Source organism: bacterium (assembly GCA_021372615.1).
GTDB lineage: Bacteria > Armatimonadota > Zipacnadia > Zipacnadales > UBA11051 > JAJFUB01.
In genome coordinates this window covers 1-17,583 of the sequence record JAJFUB010000007.1, presented here as the reverse complement: position 1 = coordinate 17,583, position 17,583 = coordinate 1, and the positions used below count along the sequence as shown (strand labels likewise).

Genomic DNA, 17,583 nt, shown 5'->3' with positions numbered 1-17,583 from the left:
ACCTCCGGGGACCATCCCCCTCTGATCTTGGCCGCCGGAGACGGCGAATCCTCCCCCCTCGTCTTGGCGCCTGTGCAGGTGCCGCCACGGGCGCAGGGAACCATCTTCCACCCACACGTTGGAGGAGCACATGGGACACAAGGCTGCCGTCTCAATGCTGGTCCTGCTCGCCTCCTGCGCCCTGGCTTCCGTGCAGGGCCCCGCCCGCAAGCCGCAGGAGAACCTCCCCTCCGATCGCACTCGCCGCCAGGTCGAGACCATCGGCTCTGCCAGCCAGGCCTACGTCGTCCGCTTCGCCGGCGCCGTGGACGGCGCCATGACCCGCATGCCGATCAGCTATGCCGCCTACAAGCAGGGCTGGCAACCGAACCTGTACTGCCGGATCGAGAACGTCGGCGACACGGATGTCATCAACCCGTGGTTGACCGTGAACGGGCTGGGCGACTGGCGCACGCTGGAGAAGATCGCCGCCGAGGCCACGCGCGGCTGTACCACCGACGCCGAGAAGGCCCGCGCTGTCTGGGAATGGGAGCGCAAGCACCGCTTCCATGCCTGCACCTGGGACCGCGAGTGCGACGACGCGGTCAAGGTGCACAACGTCTACGGCTACACGCTGTGCGGAGATGACGCGATCATCATTGATGACCTCTTCCGCGCCGCGGGCCTCAAGACGCGCCCTGGCCGCCCGGTGGGCCACTGCGTCACCGAGGCGTTCTATGACAATGAGTGGCACCTGCTCGACGGCGACGAGCATGTCATCTGCCTGCGCCGCGACAACACCACCATCGCCGGTGAGGCCGAGGTCGTGCGCGACCACGACCTGATGAAGCGCACGCACACCTACAGCATCGGCAGCGGGGACAGCCCGCTCACCGACCAGTTCTCGGCCTCGCTGTACGGCTACGAGGGCGACCGCACCGGCGAGCGCCGGCGCAGCACGACCCACACGATGAACCTCACGCTGCGCCCGGGCGAGAGCCTCGAATGGCGCTGGGACCATGTGGGCAAGGAGTACTCCTACGCGCAGGAACGCAAGCCCGGTGAGGCCTGGCACGACGGGCTGGGGACGCTGAACGAATGGGGGGGGACGGCCTACGACAACCTGCGGAACGGCAAGTGGATCTACCGGGTGCCCCTGGACCGGGCGGTGTGGACGAGGGGCGTGGTGAGCGCGGAGAACACAGCTAGCGGGGTACCACCCCCCGCCCTGCAGCCGGCCGACGCCGCGAAGCCTGCCGTCGTCGTGTGGAAGCTGGCGAGTCCGTGGGTGTTCGTTGGGGCGCAGGTCCGGGCGCACTACACCCTTGCCGGCGACGGCCCCGCTATCCGCCTCACCTTCTCGCCTGACGGCAAGTCCTGGCAGACGATCCTCGAGGACAGCAAGCCGGGGGCGGGCTATGCCACGCCCAGCTTCGACACGCTCATCTCCCCGCGCGGCAAGCCCACCTATGGGTTCTTCGTCAAGCTGGAACTGCAGGGCGCGGGCAGCCGCGTCAGTGACCTGCTCTTCGACAACGATGTGCAGATGTCACTCCTGGGGATGCCCGAGCTGACCGTCGGCGACAACCAACTCCGCTACACGGATGAGACACCCGGGCAGCGACAGGTCAAGGTGACTCATGCCTGGCTCGAGCGCACCGAGTGGGTGCCGCCGACGGCACCGCCCTCTCCCCTTTTTCCCGCCGATGGCGCCACGGTCGAGGGCACACAGTTCACGTTCCGGTGGGAGCCGGCTGTAGGGCGGGGGCTCGTACCCCGCCAGACCGAGGGCGGCGTACAAGGGACAGACGTTCCGTCCGTTGCCCCCGCCCCACAGGTCGCCGACTACCACATCGAGGTCTGCGACCGGGCTGACATGCGCTGGGTCATCTCCCCGAACTTCGAGAAGCTGATCTCCCGTACCCCCAGCAAGGGCAAGGCCGAGTGGCAGGTCCCGCTCGTGGGGTTGCTCAACCCCGGCACGACGTACTACTGGCGGGTCCGGGCGATGGACAGCCACGGCGTGTGGGGGCCGTGGAGCCGCCGCTGGTCCTTCCGCTGCGAGGGCCCGGGGGCGCCGCTCAATCTGCAGGCGGCGCCTAAGGCGGACGGCACCGTCGGCATCACCTGGCAGGCCAACCCGCAGGGCCGCCGGCCGGTGGCGTACAAGGTCTATGGCAGCGATGAGCAGGGCTTCACCGCCAGTGACACCGAGTACATTGTGCGGACCGGGCGAGGCTTCTGCGACACCATGGAGGAGTACAACGCGCGGGACAAGAAGGGCGAGGATCCGTTCTGGGGCGATGTGAAGACTCCGGCCAACCTAATCACCAAGACCGACCAGACCTCCCTCTTCGTGGTCGGGCCGGACTTCGTGGCGAGGCCCAACAAGGCCTTCTACCGCGTCGTGGCCATTGACGCGCAGGGCAACGAGAGCGGGCCTTCGGACTATGCGGCCGTGCCGCGCCCGTTCGTGTACACGGCGGCCCCCCCGACGGCCAGGACCGCTGAGGCGTACCGGTACGAGCCGCGGAGCATCGTCTCCATCGGCCACTTCACCTGCAACGGCAGCTACAACGGGGCCTTCTGGCACCGGGAGAAGATAACCTGGACGCTGGAGAAGGCGCCGGAGTGGCTGAAGCTGGAGAACGGCGTCCTGTCCGGCACCCCGACGGCCGCCGGGCGGTTCGGGGTGTCCCTGAAGGTCACCAACAACAAGCAGCAGGAGGCGCGTCAGACCTTCAGCGTTGATGTCAGGTAGCATCCACACACGGAGAAGGGGCGCGACAAGTCGCGCCCCTACTGCTTTCTGCCGTTCCCGATTCCCGGGTCCCGATTCCCGCCGTACGCCTCTACAGCAACCCCCGCTCGATCATCTTCTCGGCGATCTGGACGACGTTGGTGGCCGCGCCCTTGCGTAGGTTGTCGGCCACGCACCACAGGTTGATGCAGTTGCGCCGGGAGTTGTCGTCGCGCACGCGGCCGACCAGCGTCTTGTCCTTCCAGGCGTCCTCGAGCACGTCCGCCTGCGTCGGGTACTGCCGCTCGGTAACTTCCCAGTGCATCGCCCAGGGCTTGCGCTCCTTGCCCTTCTTGCTGGCCAGATACGCCAGGCGCTCCGGGTCCTGCGTGGGGCCGTCTATGAGCACCACGCCCTCGGACTGGGTCGGGTCGCTGAGGATCTCCATGGCCCGGCGAGCGTCCATCGGGCCCTCGAACTCCACGTTGATCGCCTCGGAGTGCCCGATCTCCACCGGCACACGCACCGCCGTGGGCACCACGGCGATGTCCGGGTCGCCCAGGATCTTGCGCGTCTCGTGCAGCATCTTCATCTCTTCCTTGGTGTAGCCGTTGTCCAGGAAGCTGTCAATGTGCGGGAGGCAGTCCAGGGCGATGGGCCGCGGGAAGATGCCCGGGTCGCAGCAGACCTTGTCGCCCTTCACGAGACAGGGCAACTGGGCCTTCAGTTCGTCTTGCGCCGCCGCGCCCCAGCCTGAGACAGACTGGAAGGTGGTGACGACGATGCGGCGGATGCGGGCCGCGCGGTGCAGCGGCGCCAGCGCCACGACCATCTGGATGGTCGAGCAGTTGGGGCTGGCGATGAAGCGGGTGTCCGGTGTCACATCGTCCATGTTGACTTCGGGCACGACCAGGGGGATGTCCGGGTACAGGCGAAAATCCGAGCCGTTGTCAATGCACACGGCGCCGGCCTGCTCGGCGGCCTCCTTCCAGATGACCGAGGCGCCCTTGGCGCCCTCACGTCCGGCGAAGAAGGCGACCTTCACCCCGTCAAACAGCTCCGCACTGACCTCCTGTACGGCGACTTCCTCGCCGCCGAGGGTTTCCGTGCGGGCGCGCGTCGCCATGACAACCGGCTTCCCCTCGACGGGGAAGTTGCGCTCCTTGAGACACGAGCAGATCCTGTCGCCGACAGGACCGACACCGATGATTGCAGTCTTGAGTGACATGTTCTGAACTCCCGAGCATGGACGTCGTCGTCCGTCTTCGTCTGCACTAGCTCCCTGCGTCCAGCAGGTGCTCCAACCCATACACCAGCCCGCTCTGCTCCCGGACCTTCCGCACGGCCAGCAGGACGCCGGGCATGAACGACTCGCGGCTGGTGGTGATATGCGAGATCTTCAGCGTCTCGCCCCGCCCGCCGAACAGCACTTCCTGATTGGCCACATAGCCCTGCATGCGCACGGCATGGACGTGAATGCCCGAGCCGACGCCGCCGCGACAGCCGGGCACGCGCTCCAGCTCCGTGGGCGGCTCGCAGAAAGCCTCGCCACGGGCCGCGGCCATCATCTCGGCTGTCTTCACCGCCGTGCCGGAGGGCGAATCCTTCTTGGCTTCGTGGTGGTACTCGATGATCTCGGCATAGTCGAACACTGTGGCCGCTCGGGCGGAGAAGAGCATCATCATGACCGCCCCGAGCGAGAAGTTCGGGGCGATGATGGCGGGGACACCCTTCGCCTCACACATGCGACCCACGACCTGCAGATCTGTCTCCGAGAACCCGGTGGTGCCCACGACGCACGCCACGCCGGCCGACAGTGCAGTCTCGACGTTGCCCATGACGACCCTGGGCGAGGTGAAATCCACCAGGACGTCGGGCTCGCAGTCCTCGACGGCGCCGGCGAGGTGCCCGCTGATGGGCAGTTCCTCACCCAGGCCAGCCACCCGTTCGCTGAGTTGATGGCCCACGCCGGCGGGGTCCACGCCGCCAACGAGGGTCATGTCGGGGGCATCATGAACGGTCTGGGCGACGAGGGCGCCCATCTTGCCGCAGACGCCGGTGACGAGGACACGGATGGAGGACATGAGTGACGACCACCTTGAGACGGAGTGCGAATGAGTATATCAATATACCAAATACGGCCACCGTCTGCAACTTCCCCCTCGCCTGCCTCTCACCGACCCAGGTGCAGCCCCATCTTCTGCAGCCCCTGCCGCAGGTGCCGCAGCCGCGCCGTCCGCTCCTCGCCAGGGTGGCTACAGACCTGCTCCAGGCCCTCCAGACGCTCCAGCGTCCGTTCCGCGAAGGCCGCGATGGTCAGCACTTCGCCCTCCGTCAGCCCCAGATGCGCCAGCACGCGGCGGTCCACGCCATCGTTATACTCTTGCTTGGACACGGGTGGGTTCAGGCTACCGACCATGTCCGTACAACGGCCGTCCACCAGGTTCCGACAGGGCGCACAGATGGCATCCGCACCGACCACCATCTCGGCCAGTTGCGTCTGGTCGGCCAGCACGAGCCGGGCCACCGTGTGGACGGCGTGCCCGTACGGGCTGGGCTCAAAAGGATGGCCCTGACCGTACTGGGTAATGATGTCGAGCAGGTGATGCGGTCGTAGCTTCATCTGCCACCACCACTGTCTGGTCATGTCGGCACCGCGACTGCCGGGCTGCGCCCGGCGTCAGTAGTCCGCTTTCGGCGACTGGGTCAGCACTTCACAGCCGGTGGCGGTGATCAGCACCGTGTCCTCGATCCGGACCCCGCCCCAGCCCTCCAGGTAGATGCCCGGCTCGATGGTGACCACCATGCCCGGCTCCAGTAAGTCCTCGCTTCTGGCCGACACCCGTGGGCCCTCGTGGACCTGCAGCCCCACCCCATGGCCCAGCCCGTGGTCGAAGTCGCTGCCGTGGCCGCCGGCGGCGATGATGTCGCGGGCGACCTGGTCCAGCTCGCGGCCGGTCAGGCCCGGTCGCGCCGCCGCGACGGCCGCCTGCTGAGCCTGCAGCACCAAGTTGTAGACGGTGCGGAAGCGCTCGGTCGGCTCGCCCACGAACAACGTCCGGGTGATGTCCGAGCAGTACCCCTCGAAGCGAGCGCCCATGTCAATCTTGAGCATGTCGCCCTCACTGAGGGGGCGGCCGCAAGGCACGGCGTGCGGACAGGCCGCCGACGGCCCGGAAGCCATGATGGTCGCGAAGGCCGGCTCCACGTCCTGGTCGACCAGCGCCGACTGTAGCTGCAGCGCCAGCCGCCGCTCGGACGGGCCTGGCTGTAGGTCGGCCAGGAACGCCCCCAAGGCCACATCGGCCCGCCGCGCCGCCTCGCGGATCAGTGCCACTTCCGTCTCGTCCTTGATGAGACGTAGCCGCTCCACGACGCGGCTGGTCGGCCGCAGCGCCACTGACAGCTTCTTGGACAACTCCTGGTACGTCGCGTAGGTGGTGTGGTCGGCCTCGAAGGCCAGCCCCGCCGCCCCGATCTGCGTGATGAAGGCGATGGCGCCGGCAAGATGCCCGCCAGTGTCGAAGGCTGCCTCGGCCTGGTCGGCGACCTCACCTGCCTCGACCCGGTAGCGGCCATCGGTCGAGACCAGGGCTCGGTCCAGCCCCACTACCAGGAGGCCTTCGCCGGTGAAGCCCGTCAGGTAGCGGACATTCTCAGGCAGCGCAACCAGCGCGGCCTGCACCTCGTCGTGCTGCATCTGCTCGCGGACGCGAGCCAACCGGGCGGCGTAGTCGGGCTTCACTGCTGGTCCAGCAGCCCCTTCACAGCCTGCAGGGCCAGGATATAGCTGAGCCAGCGGAAGCCGGAGATCTGTCCGACACAGGCGGGAGCCAGAACCGAACGGTGCCGGAACTCCTCGCGGGCGGCGATGTTGCTCAGGTGCACCTCGATGGTGGGTAGCCGCATGGCCTGGATGGCATCGCGCAGCACGACCGAGGTGTGCGTGTAGCCGGCCGGGTTGATGACGATGGCGTGAGCCCAGCCATGCGCTTCGTGGATGGCGTCCACCAGGCGTCCCTCGTGGTTGCTCTGGATGATGCGCACGGTCAGGCCCAGCCGGCCGGCCTCTTCGGTGATGGCGTTGTTGATCTCCTCGAGCGTCTTGTCGCCATACACGCTCGGTTCGCGCACGCCAAGCAGGTTCAGGTTCGGTCCATGCAACACCAGTACGTTAGGCATCCTGCCCCTCCTGTATCTACAGTGGCGTCGCGGACGGGTACACAGAGCTTTGTACCATGGTCTCCGCCCACCGCTGCAATTGGGTAAGGCTTGCAGTATCGGCCGCCAGCCAGCCCTGCTTTGCTGCCGTCTCCGCAGAGGACGGCGTCAGCGGGCCGGCCATCGCCCTCTGCGCCAGTTGCGCGGCCCGCTGCGGCTGGTCCTTCTGCAGCTCCTGCGCGAGGCGCAGCAGGCTCCACTTCACGGCCAGTTGCTCCCCCTCGCCGCTCGCGGCCACATGCAGCTCGACCAGTCGCTCCAGGAGCGGCCGGGCTTCATCACGCCGTCGCATCGCCAGCAGCAACTGCGCCTGCCGCATTCCCGACAGGGCAGTATTCGTTCGCCGCAGCCGCCCCAGCACCTCCTCAGCCATCGCGGTATCTTCCTGCAGATTGCCGAGGCCGAGGCTCTCTCCACCGGTGCTCTCACGTGTGACCATCTCGCCGTTGATGGCTTGCTCGAGCACAACAGTGGCACGGCTGTAGTCGGCCAGGGCTTCCGTGGCCTGCCCGGCGTGCGTGGCTTCATCGCCCAGGGCGAGCCAGCCGCGGGCGTAGGCGGTCTCAATCAGGCTCTCCGAGGGCGCATAGCGCCCCACGGGCCCTTCCTGCAGCGCCGCCAGTTGGCGGTACGTCTGCAGCGCGGCAGCGTGTTCGCCGGCCTGCTCCTGCAGTTGCCCCAGCTCCGCCAGGCCGCGCGGGTAGTTCGGGTAGTTCTGCAGCGCGGTGCGGGCCGCGGCGAGGGCCTCGTCCGTCCGCCCGGCTGCTTCGTACAGTCGCGCCAGGGCCAAGTAGTGCTGCGGCTCGGTCGGCTGCAGGCGGACGGCGCGCATGCGGGCCTGCACCGCCCGAGCCAGCGCGTCCCCATCGCCGCCGGAGGCCAGGGACTCCTCACACCGTGAGATCTGCGTGGGGAACTGTGCTTGGCCCGGGTTCCAGGCAGCGGCGCGCCCGTACGTCTCCGCCGCAGCGGCGCAGGCTGAGGCCGCTGCCTCGGCCTGTCCCCGCGCCGCCAGGACTTCCGCGATGAGGTTCCTGCCGCACCAGACCGTCAAGAGTAGCCCCGCCACGGCTGCGGCGCTCCACCAGCGGCGACGCGAACGCCGGGAGATCGCGGGGCTGAAGCCCTCGGGCGCGGCTGCCAGCGCGATCCCGGCCAGGGCGAAGAAGCTGTAGGCTACACCCGGGACGTACCAAGCGTAGTCGAACAGTTCCTGCAGCGCCGAGGCGGTCAGACCGGCCAGGGCGGCCGCAGCCACGAGCCGGACCAACAGGTCACCGGACCGCGCCGTCTGCCACAGGCGCCGCAGTACGAGCACGCCCCATGCGAGACCAAGGAGCAGGCCGGGCACGCCCGTCTCGGCGGCCAACTGCAGGAACGACTGGTGGGCGGCACGTGTGAAGCCGGCAATGGCGAAGCGCGGGAAGATGTGCTCGAACGTGCCGGCCCCGAAGCCGAGCCACGGCCGGGCCTGGATCATGTGCAGCGTGCCCTGCCATGTGTACAGGCGGAACACCGTGGAGTGGCTCTGCCAACCGAAGGCGCTCAGCAGCCGCACGCGGATGGGCGGCAACAGGAAGGCCGCGACGACGGTAAGGACCGCCACACCAATCACAGCGGCCTGTGCGCGCCGGTTACCTGACAGCCCCAGCAACCCGAAGAGGACGATGCCGACAAGCAGCGCCCCCAACGCAGCCTTGGAGCCAGTCAGCAGCAGCGTCGCGAACATCAGCACAAGCGAGAACAGAGCCGCGATCTCGGCGTAGCGCGGGCGTCCCGTGGAGAGGTCTGTCCCCGCAGGGACGGCATGGCCAGTCCGTACGGGGCTGACCCCGTCCGCGCTTCCCCTGCTCTGCGACCCCAGCAGCAGAGCGGCGACGGGGAACAGCGTCACCAGCAGGTAGCCGGCCGCGGCGTTGGGGTTGACCATCGGCCCGAAGACGCGCCAGTCCACGGCCCCCAGGAAGAAGACGGTGCGGACATACTCGCGCAGGCCCAGGACCGAGAGGACGATCCCGCCGCCTACGAGTGCCCACAGCGCCGCGCGCCAGGTCCGCGTCCCTGTGTCACCGGCCTGACGCGGCAGCAGCGCATAGCGGCACAGCCAGAACAGGACGGCGCACACCACAAGCTCGGCCAGGTACAGGCTCGTTCCGAACCTGTAGACCGAGACAAACCATGAGAGGCCCTGCCAGGCCACGCAGGCGACCAGCAGCCAGTCCAGCAGGTCCAGCCCGCGGGGCGCCGTAGCCGCTGGTTCGGGGACGGTTTCGGGCTTGTGCTTGCCGCGGGGACGGACTGCCTTGATGGGCTTCGCCGGGGGCTCGGGCAGCAGCGCGGCCGCGGCCCACAGCGTCAGGGCCAGCCCCCCCACCAGCACGAGCAGCAGCCCCTGCCACACCCACAGCTTGCCCGCCAGTACCGAGCCCAACGGCAGGAAGCCGAAGGCCAGCCCCAGGGCCCCCTGGCGTAGCCGCGTCCTCATCTGCGTCGCCTCAATCGCCGGAGACCGGACCGCGTGTGGAGCCATACGGCGGCCAGCAGCAGCCCCGCCCGCAGCCAGATGCCGCCGGTGATCAGGGCGCGCTCCAGCCCGTTGCGCGCCAGATGCTTGGCAAACAGGCGCTGCATGCTGCGATGGGTGCGAATGATCGTGGGGATCTGCACCTGGTCGGTGCTGCGGCCGACGGCGTGGGTGATGCTGGCCTCGGGCGTGTAGAGCACCTCCCACCCGGCCTGGTGCATCCGGTAGCAGTAGTCCACATCCTCGGAGCCCCAGTAGAAGCCCTCGTCCAGCATCCCGACTTGTGCGTAGGCGGGACGACTGATCAGCATGGCCGCCCCCGAGAGCCAGTCCACCGCGCGCGGCGCATCATGCGGCCAGTCGCACATCAAGTACTCGCGCATGCTCTTGACGTGGGGAAACAGGCGGCCGAGGAAGGTGTGGCGGAACATGCCTGCCGTCACCGTGGGGAAGTGGCGGCAGGAGTACTGCAGCGAGCCATCGGGGTTGAGCAGTCGCGGGCCGATGACCCCGGCCTCGGGGTGGGCGCGCGCGAAGTCGAGCAGCTTCCGCAGCGTGCCCGGCGGCACGACCGTATCGGGGTTCAGCAGCAGCAGCCACTGCCCCTGCGCCACGGCCAGCCCCTGGTTGTTCGCCGCCGCAAAGCCGCGGTTGTCGGGATTGGCGATGACGTGCACCTCGGGGTAGCCGCGCAGCATCGCCAGCGTGTCATCAGCCGAGGCGTTGTCCACGACGATCGTCTCGCACGGCACTTCGGAGTTGTCACGGAGGGACTGCAGGCAGGCTTCGAGGTCCCGTCGCACATTCCAGCTTACGATGATGATGCTCAGCTCAATGTCGTGACTCAAGCCGCTCTCCGAACCGGGGGCCTGCTCGCCCTACGACTCCTCGATGACCGCCTCGTCCACCAGCATCACGGGGATGCCCTCGCGGATCGGGTACTTGCGCCGGCAGACGCTGCAGACGATGAAGTCGCCCTCCTGCTTCACCGGCTCCTTATCCACCGGGCACACGAGGATCTCCAGCAGCTTCTCATCAACCTTCTGTTCGGACATGGAACACCCACTTTCTCTGCCTCGGCCGTAGGAGCGGTCACCACCCCCGACCCATCGGTCGTGGGAGCGGTCACCGACCGCGAAGGCCCATCGCTCCCACAGCCGTCGTCGCGAGACGCACGTACAGGCCCAGCGTCAGCAGCAGGACGGCCGCCGCGTACGCAATCGGGCTGACCTTGCCCCGGTAGTGCTTCCGGTAGTAGGCCAGGAAGCTGCGATGGGACGCGATGATCATCTCGCGCCGCACCTGGCGCGTGGCGGCCCCGCCCAGATGAGTCATCTCCGCCACGGGCGTGAACCAAACCTCCCAGCCGGCATCCCACAGCCGCCGGCACAGGTCCACGTCGTTGAAGAACATCGGGAACTGCTCATCAAACAGCCCGACCTGCCCGAGGGCCTTGTCGCGCACGAGCAGCGCCGAGGCCATGGGCTGATCCACCGCTCGCGTCTCGTCGTAGTTCCACCAACTCATGCGGTACTTGCCGAACCAGCGGCTGCGGGGGAAGAGACGGCTCAGCCCGAGCGCCTCGTATACTACCACATCCGGGCCGGGGAAGCTGCGGCAAGTGAACTGGACTTCCCCCGCCGGGCCGCGCAGGCGCGGGGCCGCCGCCCCCGCCTGCGGATGCTCGTGCAGGAACTGCACCAGCGTCTGCAGACTGCCGGCGTGGACCTCGATGTCGGGGTTGAGCAGCAGCTTCAGCGGCGTCTCCAGCGCGCGCAGCCCCTGGTTGTTGCCGGCTGCGTAGTAGCAGTTCTCCTCGTTCGCTAGGAGCCGCACCCAGGGGTGCCGCTCGCGCACCATGTCGGCGCTGCCGTCGCTGGAGGCGTTGTCCACCACGACGACCTCCACCGCGAGGTCCTCCGCGTGCTCACGGATGCTCTGCAGGCACCGATCCAGCAGGTCGCGCGTATTCCAGTTCACCACGCAGATGCCGAGGTCAGGCATCAGCGCCCCCCAGCCGCGCGTTATGCGCCCGGATGGCGTCGCAGATCTCACGCATGGCGCCCTGCCCCCCGGGAGCCTCGGTGACGTACCCCGCCGCCTGCTTGACCTCGTCCGCCGCATCGGCCGGAGCCACAAAGAGGCCCGCTACCGGCACCAGGCACAGGTCCGGCAGATCGTCCCCCACGTAGACGACTTCATCGGGGATGAGGCCATCGCGCGCCATCAGCTCGCGGAGGGCTTCCGCCTTGTCAGCCACACCGAAGCAGATGTCGTGCACCTGGAGCTTCTCGCCGCGCACGCGACAGATCGGCGAGCTGTCGGCCGAGATGAAGGCGATGTTGACGCCGCTTTCCCGCAGGAGCGTCATGCCCAGGCCATCCTTGACGTTGAAGCGCTTCATCACCTGCCCCTCGACGCCGAAGTACATCCCGCCATCGGTCAGCACGCCATCGACATCGCAGGCGAGGAGCTTGATACGCGGCTTGTGGCGAAGAGCGGCGAGCATGTCATCAACCTGCACACGGTCAGAGATAGGTGGTGAACCCGGTCATGCCCGGGTACTTGAGTACGTCGCGTTCGGCGTCGGCGAGGAACGTAGTGCGCGACAGGTACAGCTCCACACCGGAGGCCTTGCACACCGGCCCGAACCAGTCCTTCAGGTCATAGTCCAGGTCGCGCATGCCCACATTGTCCTGCTGGCTCTGCACATAGCCCGGCAACCCCATCGTGTTGGGGTAGTGCCAGCCGCCGCTGATGATGCCCAGCACCATCCCGTCCACAAGTCTCTCCTGGCACCAGGTGCGCCAGTCGAGCCGCGTGTTGCCGTAGGGGGGGCCGATGGTGTCGCTGCGCGGCATGGCGATGACGATCTCCTTGCCCGGCAGCGCCCCCCGCAGCTCGCGCAGGAGCTGCGTCAGGTACTCGCCCTGCAGATCCCACCACTGCGGCCGGCTGAACTCCTGCGTGCGGATGTCCACCCCGTGTCGGCGCCGGAACTCGTCCACGATCGGCTGGTTGTAGCCGAACTGGTCAGCAAACTCCGCCGGGTACGAATGCGTGCGCGTGCATACATAGACCCCATCAAAGTCCCACTTGTTCAGCGCATGCTGGAAGACGCTGACCATGTACCGGCGCGCTTCGGGGTAGGCATAGCACAGCACGCCCCATTGGCGCTTCTTGCCGTCCCGGCTCTCGGTGAGGTACTCCGGATGCTCGATGGTGAACTGCGCCTGCCACGGGAAGGGAGCGGTGCCGCCGTACAGCACCGAGGTCGGGCTGCCCAGGTCGAAGATGGACTGGTAGGCATACACCTTCAGCCCCGCCCCATGGCACCCCTTGACGAGGGCCCCCAGCATGTCCCCCTCGACGGCCTTGAGGGCCTTCATGTACCAGTGGTCGTCGCCCATCCGCCGCTCGCAGAAGCGCATAATGAACTCGTGGTCAGCGCGCAGGAAGACCTTCCTGACGCCCAAGCGCTTGCACTCGACCACGAAGGGCGCCACGTGCCCGGGCCGGGTCAGCGCCCGCCAACCCTTGTTCACGACGATGGCGTCGCCCCAACTGACGATGATGCTGTTGGTCATGTGGCTCAAGTCCACCTGCAGACGGTCCTCCGGCGGCAGCACCGTCACCCGCGGCAGGCCCACCGCCCCCTTCATCCACGAGACGTACTCCTTGCGATCCTTGGGGTCCTGCCAGGTGTACCGTCCGAACCACAGGTCCGGCCCGCCCTGCTTGAGGGGGCCCTGACCGTTGATCGTCAGCACGGTTCGGCCGTTGACAGTCAGCAGGCCGTTGTCATCGGCTCGGTACTCGAAGGCCAGGCGCGTCCACTGCGTCGGCGGGATCGGCTCAGACGAGGCGTGGATGGACCGCCCGCTGTCGGTCTCCACCCATACCCAGGGCTTGTTCTCGCCGCTGAGGTAGATCATGAAGCTGCCGGGCCACGCGATGGGGACGGAACTGGCGCGCAGCTGATCGGGCCGCACACTCACCTCGACCCGGAAGTTGCGCAGCCTCCCCCATTCCGCCGGCGCCAGGCAGTGCGCATAGCTGTTCGGCTGCCCGTCCAGTAACAGGACGTCCTGCTTCAGGTCCGCGTCAGGAGCGATCTTCGCTCCGCCCTCGAGCGTGACCTCGAGCGGCTGCGTCCCGGCCCCGGTGGGCAGCGGGGCAGCCCACGGCGAGGATGCCGCTACGATCAGGCACACCGCGCAGACACTGGCGGCCCAACGGCTCAGCATGGCGCACTCCTTGGGGGCAGCACGGTCATTTGTACGGGCCGAACACCCACACCAGCGGCACCTCGTCGAGTTCCTTGACGTACAACGCCTTTCCTGCGCCCATAATCTCCTTGCCCAGGTCCCCCAGTTCGGTCGGCTTGTTCATCACGAGGTACAGATCAGCCCCGTGGAACGCGGCCTCGCCGCCGGTCAGTTGCAGGTCCGACCGCAGCATCCCAAACTGCTGGTAGATCTGCACCGAGCTGACAAAGCCCGCCACGTTGACCCACACCCGCGCCCCTTGAGGAGCGTGTTCGTTGAGCCACGGCAGCGCCGCGACGTAGGCATCGCCCCAGTAAGTCGGCTCCATGCCCTGCTGCTGGGCCCCGTGCAGGCCCCCGATGAGCGCGTTGTAGTAGGACATGCCGAAGGGGTGGACGCTGGTGGTCATGTATACCTGTGGCAGCAGTGCCACGAGCAGCAGCAACACGAGCACGAGGCGCCGCTCGCGCAGGTCGCGCGCCAACCTCGTCGCCAGCCCGCGCGCCGCCCAGCCGAACCCGGCCGCAGCGAGCACCGCCAGGGGCGGGAAGACAGGCAGAAACAGCCGCACGCCATTGTACTTGGGCGACGAGGGCAGCATGGCGGGGACGAGGTTGACGATGACGGCCCAGAGCATGAGCAGCAGGAGGCCGCCGTCGCACGGCGTCCCACCCCCGCTGCCGTCGCTGTTCCCCTCTCCGGAGCGCAACGCAGCGGAGCGAGGGAGAGGGGCAGGGGTGAGGACGCCGTTGCCGTCGCCTATTCCCGCCTTCACCACCCCCACCACCGCCAACCCCAGCACCACCAGCGGTGTCGTGATGGCCAACATCACGAGCGGGTAGTGCCACGGCGCCACGCCATAGACCTGGCCGAAGTACTCCACCCCGATCGGGTAGTGCTTGACAAAGAAGCTGAAGTACCGCGCCACGCGCGCGGCGGTATCGAACCACAGCCAGGGCCAGGTGGCGAGGAACACCAGCGACCCGAGGATGGCCATGCTGACCAGCGCCGCGGCCAGCACGCGCCAGCGACGCATGAGCAGCAGCCACGGCAGCACGATGAACGGCACGAACCAGCCGTTGGCCTTGCACGAGATCGCCGCACCGAAGCCCAGCCCCAGCAGCGCCACCCACAGCCAGCACTTGGGGCGTTGCTCCGGCCCATGCAGCGCCGCCAGGTACGCGGCCGCTACCGCCAGGAACGAGAACGCCATCACCGGCGCGTCCATCGTCAGCAGATGCAGGTGGGTGAAGACGCGAGGCATGAAGATGAGCGCGAGGCAGGCGAACGCCGCCTCCAGCCGCCCCCGCGTGTTCGCCAGGAAGACGAACATGAAGCCGATGAAGACGGCGACGATGAGCATGGTCCCGGCCCGGAGGGCGGCCAGCGACGGCGCGAACGGGGAAGCGGCCATGGCGGCGGGCCAGGCGATCAGCTTCAGCAGCCCGGCCTGCTCGTCGCCCGTGGCGTCCCACAGGCGGTCAATGGTGTCGCGCTCGAACGCGACGGACGGCGCCGTGAGGACAAGCCCGAGCCACTGCCCGGCCCGCATCGCCCGCGACGAGTAGACCGGCTCATCATAGGTCAGCCCAATGTCCCCCGCGGTCGCCAGCAGCAACGCGAGCGTGAAGGCGCCGAGTCCCAGCCCGAGCCAGCGGTTGGCACGCCGCGTGTCGTCAGCCGTTCCCCCTCCCTGCAGGGAGGGGGTAGGGGGTAGGACGCCGTTGCCGCTGCCGTTCCCCTCTCCGGAGCGAAGCGCAGCGGAGCGAGGGAGAGGGGTAGGGGTGAGGACGCCGTGTTTTTTGGCACGCTTCACCACCCTCCCCTCCTCCCCATCACCAACCCGCACGCAATCAGCATCACACACAGACACGTCACGAACGCCCCGACCGCGAACGAGGCCGGGAAGTACACGAAGCGGACCCGCGGCTGCCCGTCAGGAGCCGAAGCGCGGAGCATGCCATCGCTCCTGATGAGCGTTGTCTCGCGCTCGCCGGCATACGCGTGCCAGCCTGGGTACCACATGTCGCCCAGCACGAAGAGTTCGTCGGCGGCAAAGCCACTGACGCTCACGACGTTCGGGCCCTCGTTCGACACCTGCAAGGGCCGGAACCCGCTGCTGGTCTTGAACCCCGGGGCCGGCAGTGGTATCCCCGGCCCGCTCGGCAGAGAGGATGACCACCATGCCAGGTCCATGTACGCCACTTGGCGCGGGTCGAAGTCGTGCGCCATCTTCGTGAGCTGCTGATCGAGCGGCACCGCCTCGAAGGCCGCCGGCACAAACGCGCGCGGCAGCACCTCGGTGTTCTCCCACACCCCCACCTCGTCGTTCGTTACCTTCCGCCAGCCCGGCGTCTTGCTCAGGTCGAGGGACGTCACCAGGTACTTGCAGTTCAGCAAGTCCAGCAGTGGCGAGTCCGCCATCGGATTGCTGGCCGTATCCTTGGGGATGGTGTTCCACAACTCGGTGTAGCCGCGGAAGATCAGCGAATCCGAGCCCTGCAGGTCCTGGAAGCCACGGGCCATGGGCAGGTTCGGAGGCATGCGGTCAATGCCGTGCTGGTTCTGTCCGGTCAGGGAGGTCATGCGGTAGAGGCTCTTGTCCTGCCGCATGGTGTCGAGTGCCGCGCTGCGGCAGTGCAGGTACGCGGCCGGCACGGCGGGCAGGAAATGGTGGGCGAAGATCAGCAGGTCCGCTGCCAGGAGGCCCACCAGGAACAGCTTACCCCACACGATGCGCCCCGGCGGCACCCGGCCGTGCAGCGCCCACGTCATAGCCGCAATGGCCAGCGCCGCCACCCCCAGCAGCCCCAGGCAACGCGCCAGTTGCAGCAGCGTGTATGCCCCGATCCCCGGCAGCGCCGCCTCCACGCCGCCGGTGTACAGCCACACGCCGATGCCGGCCACGAGGGCGATCAGGCCCAGCACCAGCAGCACCCCGTCAGCCGCGCGTCGCACCGCCGCATGCTCCTGCGCTTCCAGGCGGCGGCTGAGGGCCTCGTAGCCATACGCCGCCAACACCGCTCCCGCGAAGCAGCAGAGGTAGACCGCCCGCGACACCCCCGGCAGCGTCCGCAGCGGGGGGAGGGCCAGGTAGAACAGGTAGTACAGCCCCGTCCCCCAGGCCAGGCCCACGCCGCCGAGCCACACCCCGAGCCAGAACCACGTCTGCGCGGGTCTGAACCGGCGCCACGCGACGGCCAAGATCCCCAGCAGCAGCGTCACAACGCCGCAGTACCAGGCCGTCTCGACCCACTCCCGCGCCGCCGGTGACAGCTTCGCGCCCCAGAACGTGTAGTCCACCGGGTTGCCGAACACATCCGGCATCAGGGCCGTGAGCAGATACGCCGGCACCATGCCGCCGCGCCGAATGTCGCTGAAGCTCTGCCCCCCCGACCGTGGGCTCATGCCCGCCAGCTCCAGCACCGGCAGCAGCTGCAACATCGCCATCCCGGTCCCCACGACCACCGCCGCCGCGACAAGCGCCAGCGCGCCACCGGCGGCCCGACGCTGCCCGCCTCGAGCCAACTGCACCAGCCGGAACGCCGCATACGCCGCCACGATGAGCAGCACAAAGAAGGACACATGCAGATGCCCCGCCAGGAACTGCAGCCCGGTCGCCAGCGCCAGCAGCGCCGCCCACCCCATGGCCCCGTTGCCGTTCGCCTTTCCCCCTCCCTTCAGGGAGGGGGCAGGGGGTAGGACGCCTTTGAGCAACTGCGTCAGAACACCATCCCCCTGTGGAACCCGTACACCAACTGCGGCATGCCGTTTGTGGCCAACAACCAATCGGCCTGCTTCTACCCCGAGACCTGGCTCTTCATGCTGATGCCCCCGGAGCACGCCTTCGG

At 68.1% G+C, this 17,583-nt stretch carries 14 protein-coding genes; 1 reads left to right on the top strand and 13 read right to left on the bottom strand.

Annotation, left to right across the window (positions count from 1 at the left end; translation table 11 throughout):
• Window positions 1-130 precede the first annotated feature (130 nt).
• Entirely contained in the window at window positions 131-2,740 is a 2,610-nt protein-coding gene (locus tag LLH23_00400) for an Ig domain-containing protein (protein ID MCE5236934.1), read from the top strand.
• A 91-nt stretch (window positions 2,741-2,831) separates the two neighbouring features.
• On the opposite strand, the gene LLH23_00395 is transcribed toward LLH23_00400, so the two are convergent.
• The 13 genes from LLH23_00395 to LLH23_00335 all read right to left on the bottom strand — a co-directional run bounded on the left by LLH23_00395 (window position 2,832) and on the right by LLH23_00335 (window position 17,449).
• Window positions 2,832-3,947, bottom strand: coding sequence for an aspartate-semialdehyde dehydrogenase (locus tag LLH23_00395; GenBank protein ID MCE5236933.1), 1,116 nt, complete (start codon window positions 3,945-3,947; stop codon window positions 2,832-2,834).
• Between the two features lie 46 nt (window positions 3,948-3,993).
• The gene (gene dapB, locus LLH23_00390; GenBank protein MCE5236932.1) at window positions 3,994-4,803 is read right to left on the bottom strand and encodes a 4-hydroxy-tetrahydrodipicolinate reductase; all 810 of its coding nucleotides are present in this window, start codon (window positions 4,801-4,803) and stop codon (window positions 3,994-3,996) included.
• 89 nt (window positions 4,804-4,892) lie between these two features.
• Complete coding sequence (locus LLH23_00385) at window positions 4,893-5,342, bottom strand: DUF1284 domain-containing protein (GenBank protein ID MCE5236931.1); 450 nt, start codon at window positions 5,340-5,342, stop codon at window positions 4,893-4,895.
• A 57-nt stretch (window positions 5,343-5,399) separates the two neighbouring features.
• Entirely contained in the window at window positions 5,400-6,464 is a 1,065-nt protein-coding gene (locus LLH23_00380) for a Xaa-Pro peptidase family protein (protein MCE5236930.1), read from the bottom strand.
• Window positions 6,461-6,901, bottom strand: coding sequence for a type II 3-dehydroquinate dehydratase (aroQ, locus tag LLH23_00375; GenBank protein ID MCE5236929.1), 441 nt, complete (start codon window positions 6,899-6,901; stop codon window positions 6,461-6,463). The genes LLH23_00380 and aroQ overlap by 4 nt, the downstream gene beginning before the upstream one ends.
• A gap of 16 nt (window positions 6,902-6,917) precedes the next feature.
• Window positions 6,918-9,425 (bottom strand): O-antigen ligase family protein, encoded by a 2,508-nt coding sequence (locus LLH23_00370; GenBank protein MCE5236928.1) that lies wholly within the window; start codon window positions 9,423-9,425, stop codon window positions 6,918-6,920.
• The gene (locus LLH23_00365; protein ID MCE5236927.1) at window positions 9,422-10,312 is read right to left on the bottom strand and encodes a glycosyltransferase family 2 protein; all 891 of its coding nucleotides are present in this window, start codon (window positions 10,310-10,312) and stop codon (window positions 9,422-9,424) included. Before LLH23_00365 ends, LLH23_00370 begins: the two co-directional genes overlap by 4 nt.
• Before the next feature lie 30 nt (window positions 10,313-10,342).
• Complete coding sequence (locus LLH23_00360; protein ID MCE5236926.1) at window positions 10,343-10,519, bottom strand: Trm112 family protein; 177 nt, start codon at window positions 10,517-10,519, stop codon at window positions 10,343-10,345.
• A 70-nt stretch (window positions 10,520-10,589) separates the two neighbouring features.
• Window positions 10,590-11,468 (bottom strand): glycosyltransferase family 2 protein, encoded by an 879-nt coding sequence (locus LLH23_00355; protein MCE5236925.1) that lies wholly within the window; start codon window positions 11,466-11,468, stop codon window positions 10,590-10,592.
• Window positions 11,461-11,973 carry an HAD-IIIA family hydrolase gene (locus LLH23_00350; GenBank protein MCE5236924.1) on the bottom strand — a complete coding sequence of 171 codons (513 nt, stop codon included), beginning with the start codon at window positions 11,971-11,973 and terminating at the stop codon, window positions 11,461-11,463. Before LLH23_00350 ends, LLH23_00355 begins: the two co-directional genes overlap by 8 nt.
• Window positions 11,974-11,992: 19 nt before the next feature.
• Window positions 11,993-13,711 (bottom strand): family 10 glycosylhydrolase, encoded by a 1,719-nt coding sequence (locus tag LLH23_00345; protein ID MCE5236923.1) that lies wholly within the window; start codon window positions 13,709-13,711, stop codon window positions 11,993-11,995.
• Between the two features lie 25 nt (window positions 13,712-13,736).
• The gene (locus tag LLH23_00340) at window positions 13,737-15,548 is read right to left on the bottom strand and encodes a glycosyltransferase family 39 protein (GenBank protein ID MCE5236922.1); all 1,812 of its coding nucleotides are present in this window, start codon (window positions 15,546-15,548) and stop codon (window positions 13,737-13,739) included.
• Complete coding sequence (locus LLH23_00335) at window positions 15,545-17,449, bottom strand: hypothetical protein (protein ID MCE5236921.1); 1,905 nt, start codon at window positions 17,447-17,449, stop codon at window positions 15,545-15,547. Before LLH23_00335 ends, LLH23_00340 begins: the two co-directional genes overlap by 4 nt.
• Between the last annotated feature and the right edge of the window lie 134 nt (window positions 17,450-17,583).

What these genes read in the sequence shown, in the direction of transcription:
- LLH23_00400 (MCE5236934.1), top strand. Translation starts at nt 131, where the DNA reads ATGGGACACAAGGCTGCCGTCTCAATGCTGGTCCTGCTCGCCTCCTGC.
- LLH23_00395 (MCE5236933.1), bottom strand. Translation starts at nt 3,947, where the DNA reads ATGTCACTCAAGACTGCAATCATCGGTGTCGGTCCTGTCGGCGACAGG.
- dapB (MCE5236932.1), bottom strand. Translation starts at nt 4,803, where the DNA reads ATGTCCTCCATCCGTGTCCTCGTCACCGGCGTCTGCGGCAAGATGGGC.
- LLH23_00385 (MCE5236931.1), bottom strand. Translation starts at nt 5,342, where the DNA reads ATGAAGCTACGACCGCATCACCTGCTCGACATCATTACCCAGTACGGT.
- aroQ (MCE5236929.1), bottom strand. Translation starts at nt 6,901, where the DNA reads ATGCCTAACGTACTGGTGTTGCATGGACCGAACCTGAACCTGCTTGGC.
- LLH23_00370 (MCE5236928.1), bottom strand. Translation starts at nt 9,425, where the DNA reads ATGAGGACGCGGCTACGCCAGGGGGCCCTGGGGCTGGCCTTCGGCTTC.
- LLH23_00360 (MCE5236926.1), bottom strand. Translation starts at nt 10,519, where the DNA reads ATGTCCGAACAGAAGGTTGATGAGAAGCTGCTGGAGATCCTCGTGTGC.
- LLH23_00355 (MCE5236925.1), bottom strand. Translation starts at nt 11,468, where the DNA reads ATGCCTGACCTCGGCATCTGCGTGGTGAACTGGAATACGCGCGACCTG.
- LLH23_00350 (MCE5236924.1), bottom strand. Translation starts at nt 11,973, where the DNA reads ATGCTCGCCGCTCTTCGCCACAAGCCGCGTATCAAGCTCCTCGCCTGC.
- LLH23_00345 (MCE5236923.1), bottom strand. Translation starts at nt 13,711, where the DNA reads ATGCTGAGCCGTTGGGCCGCCAGTGTCTGCGCGGTGTGCCTGATCGTA.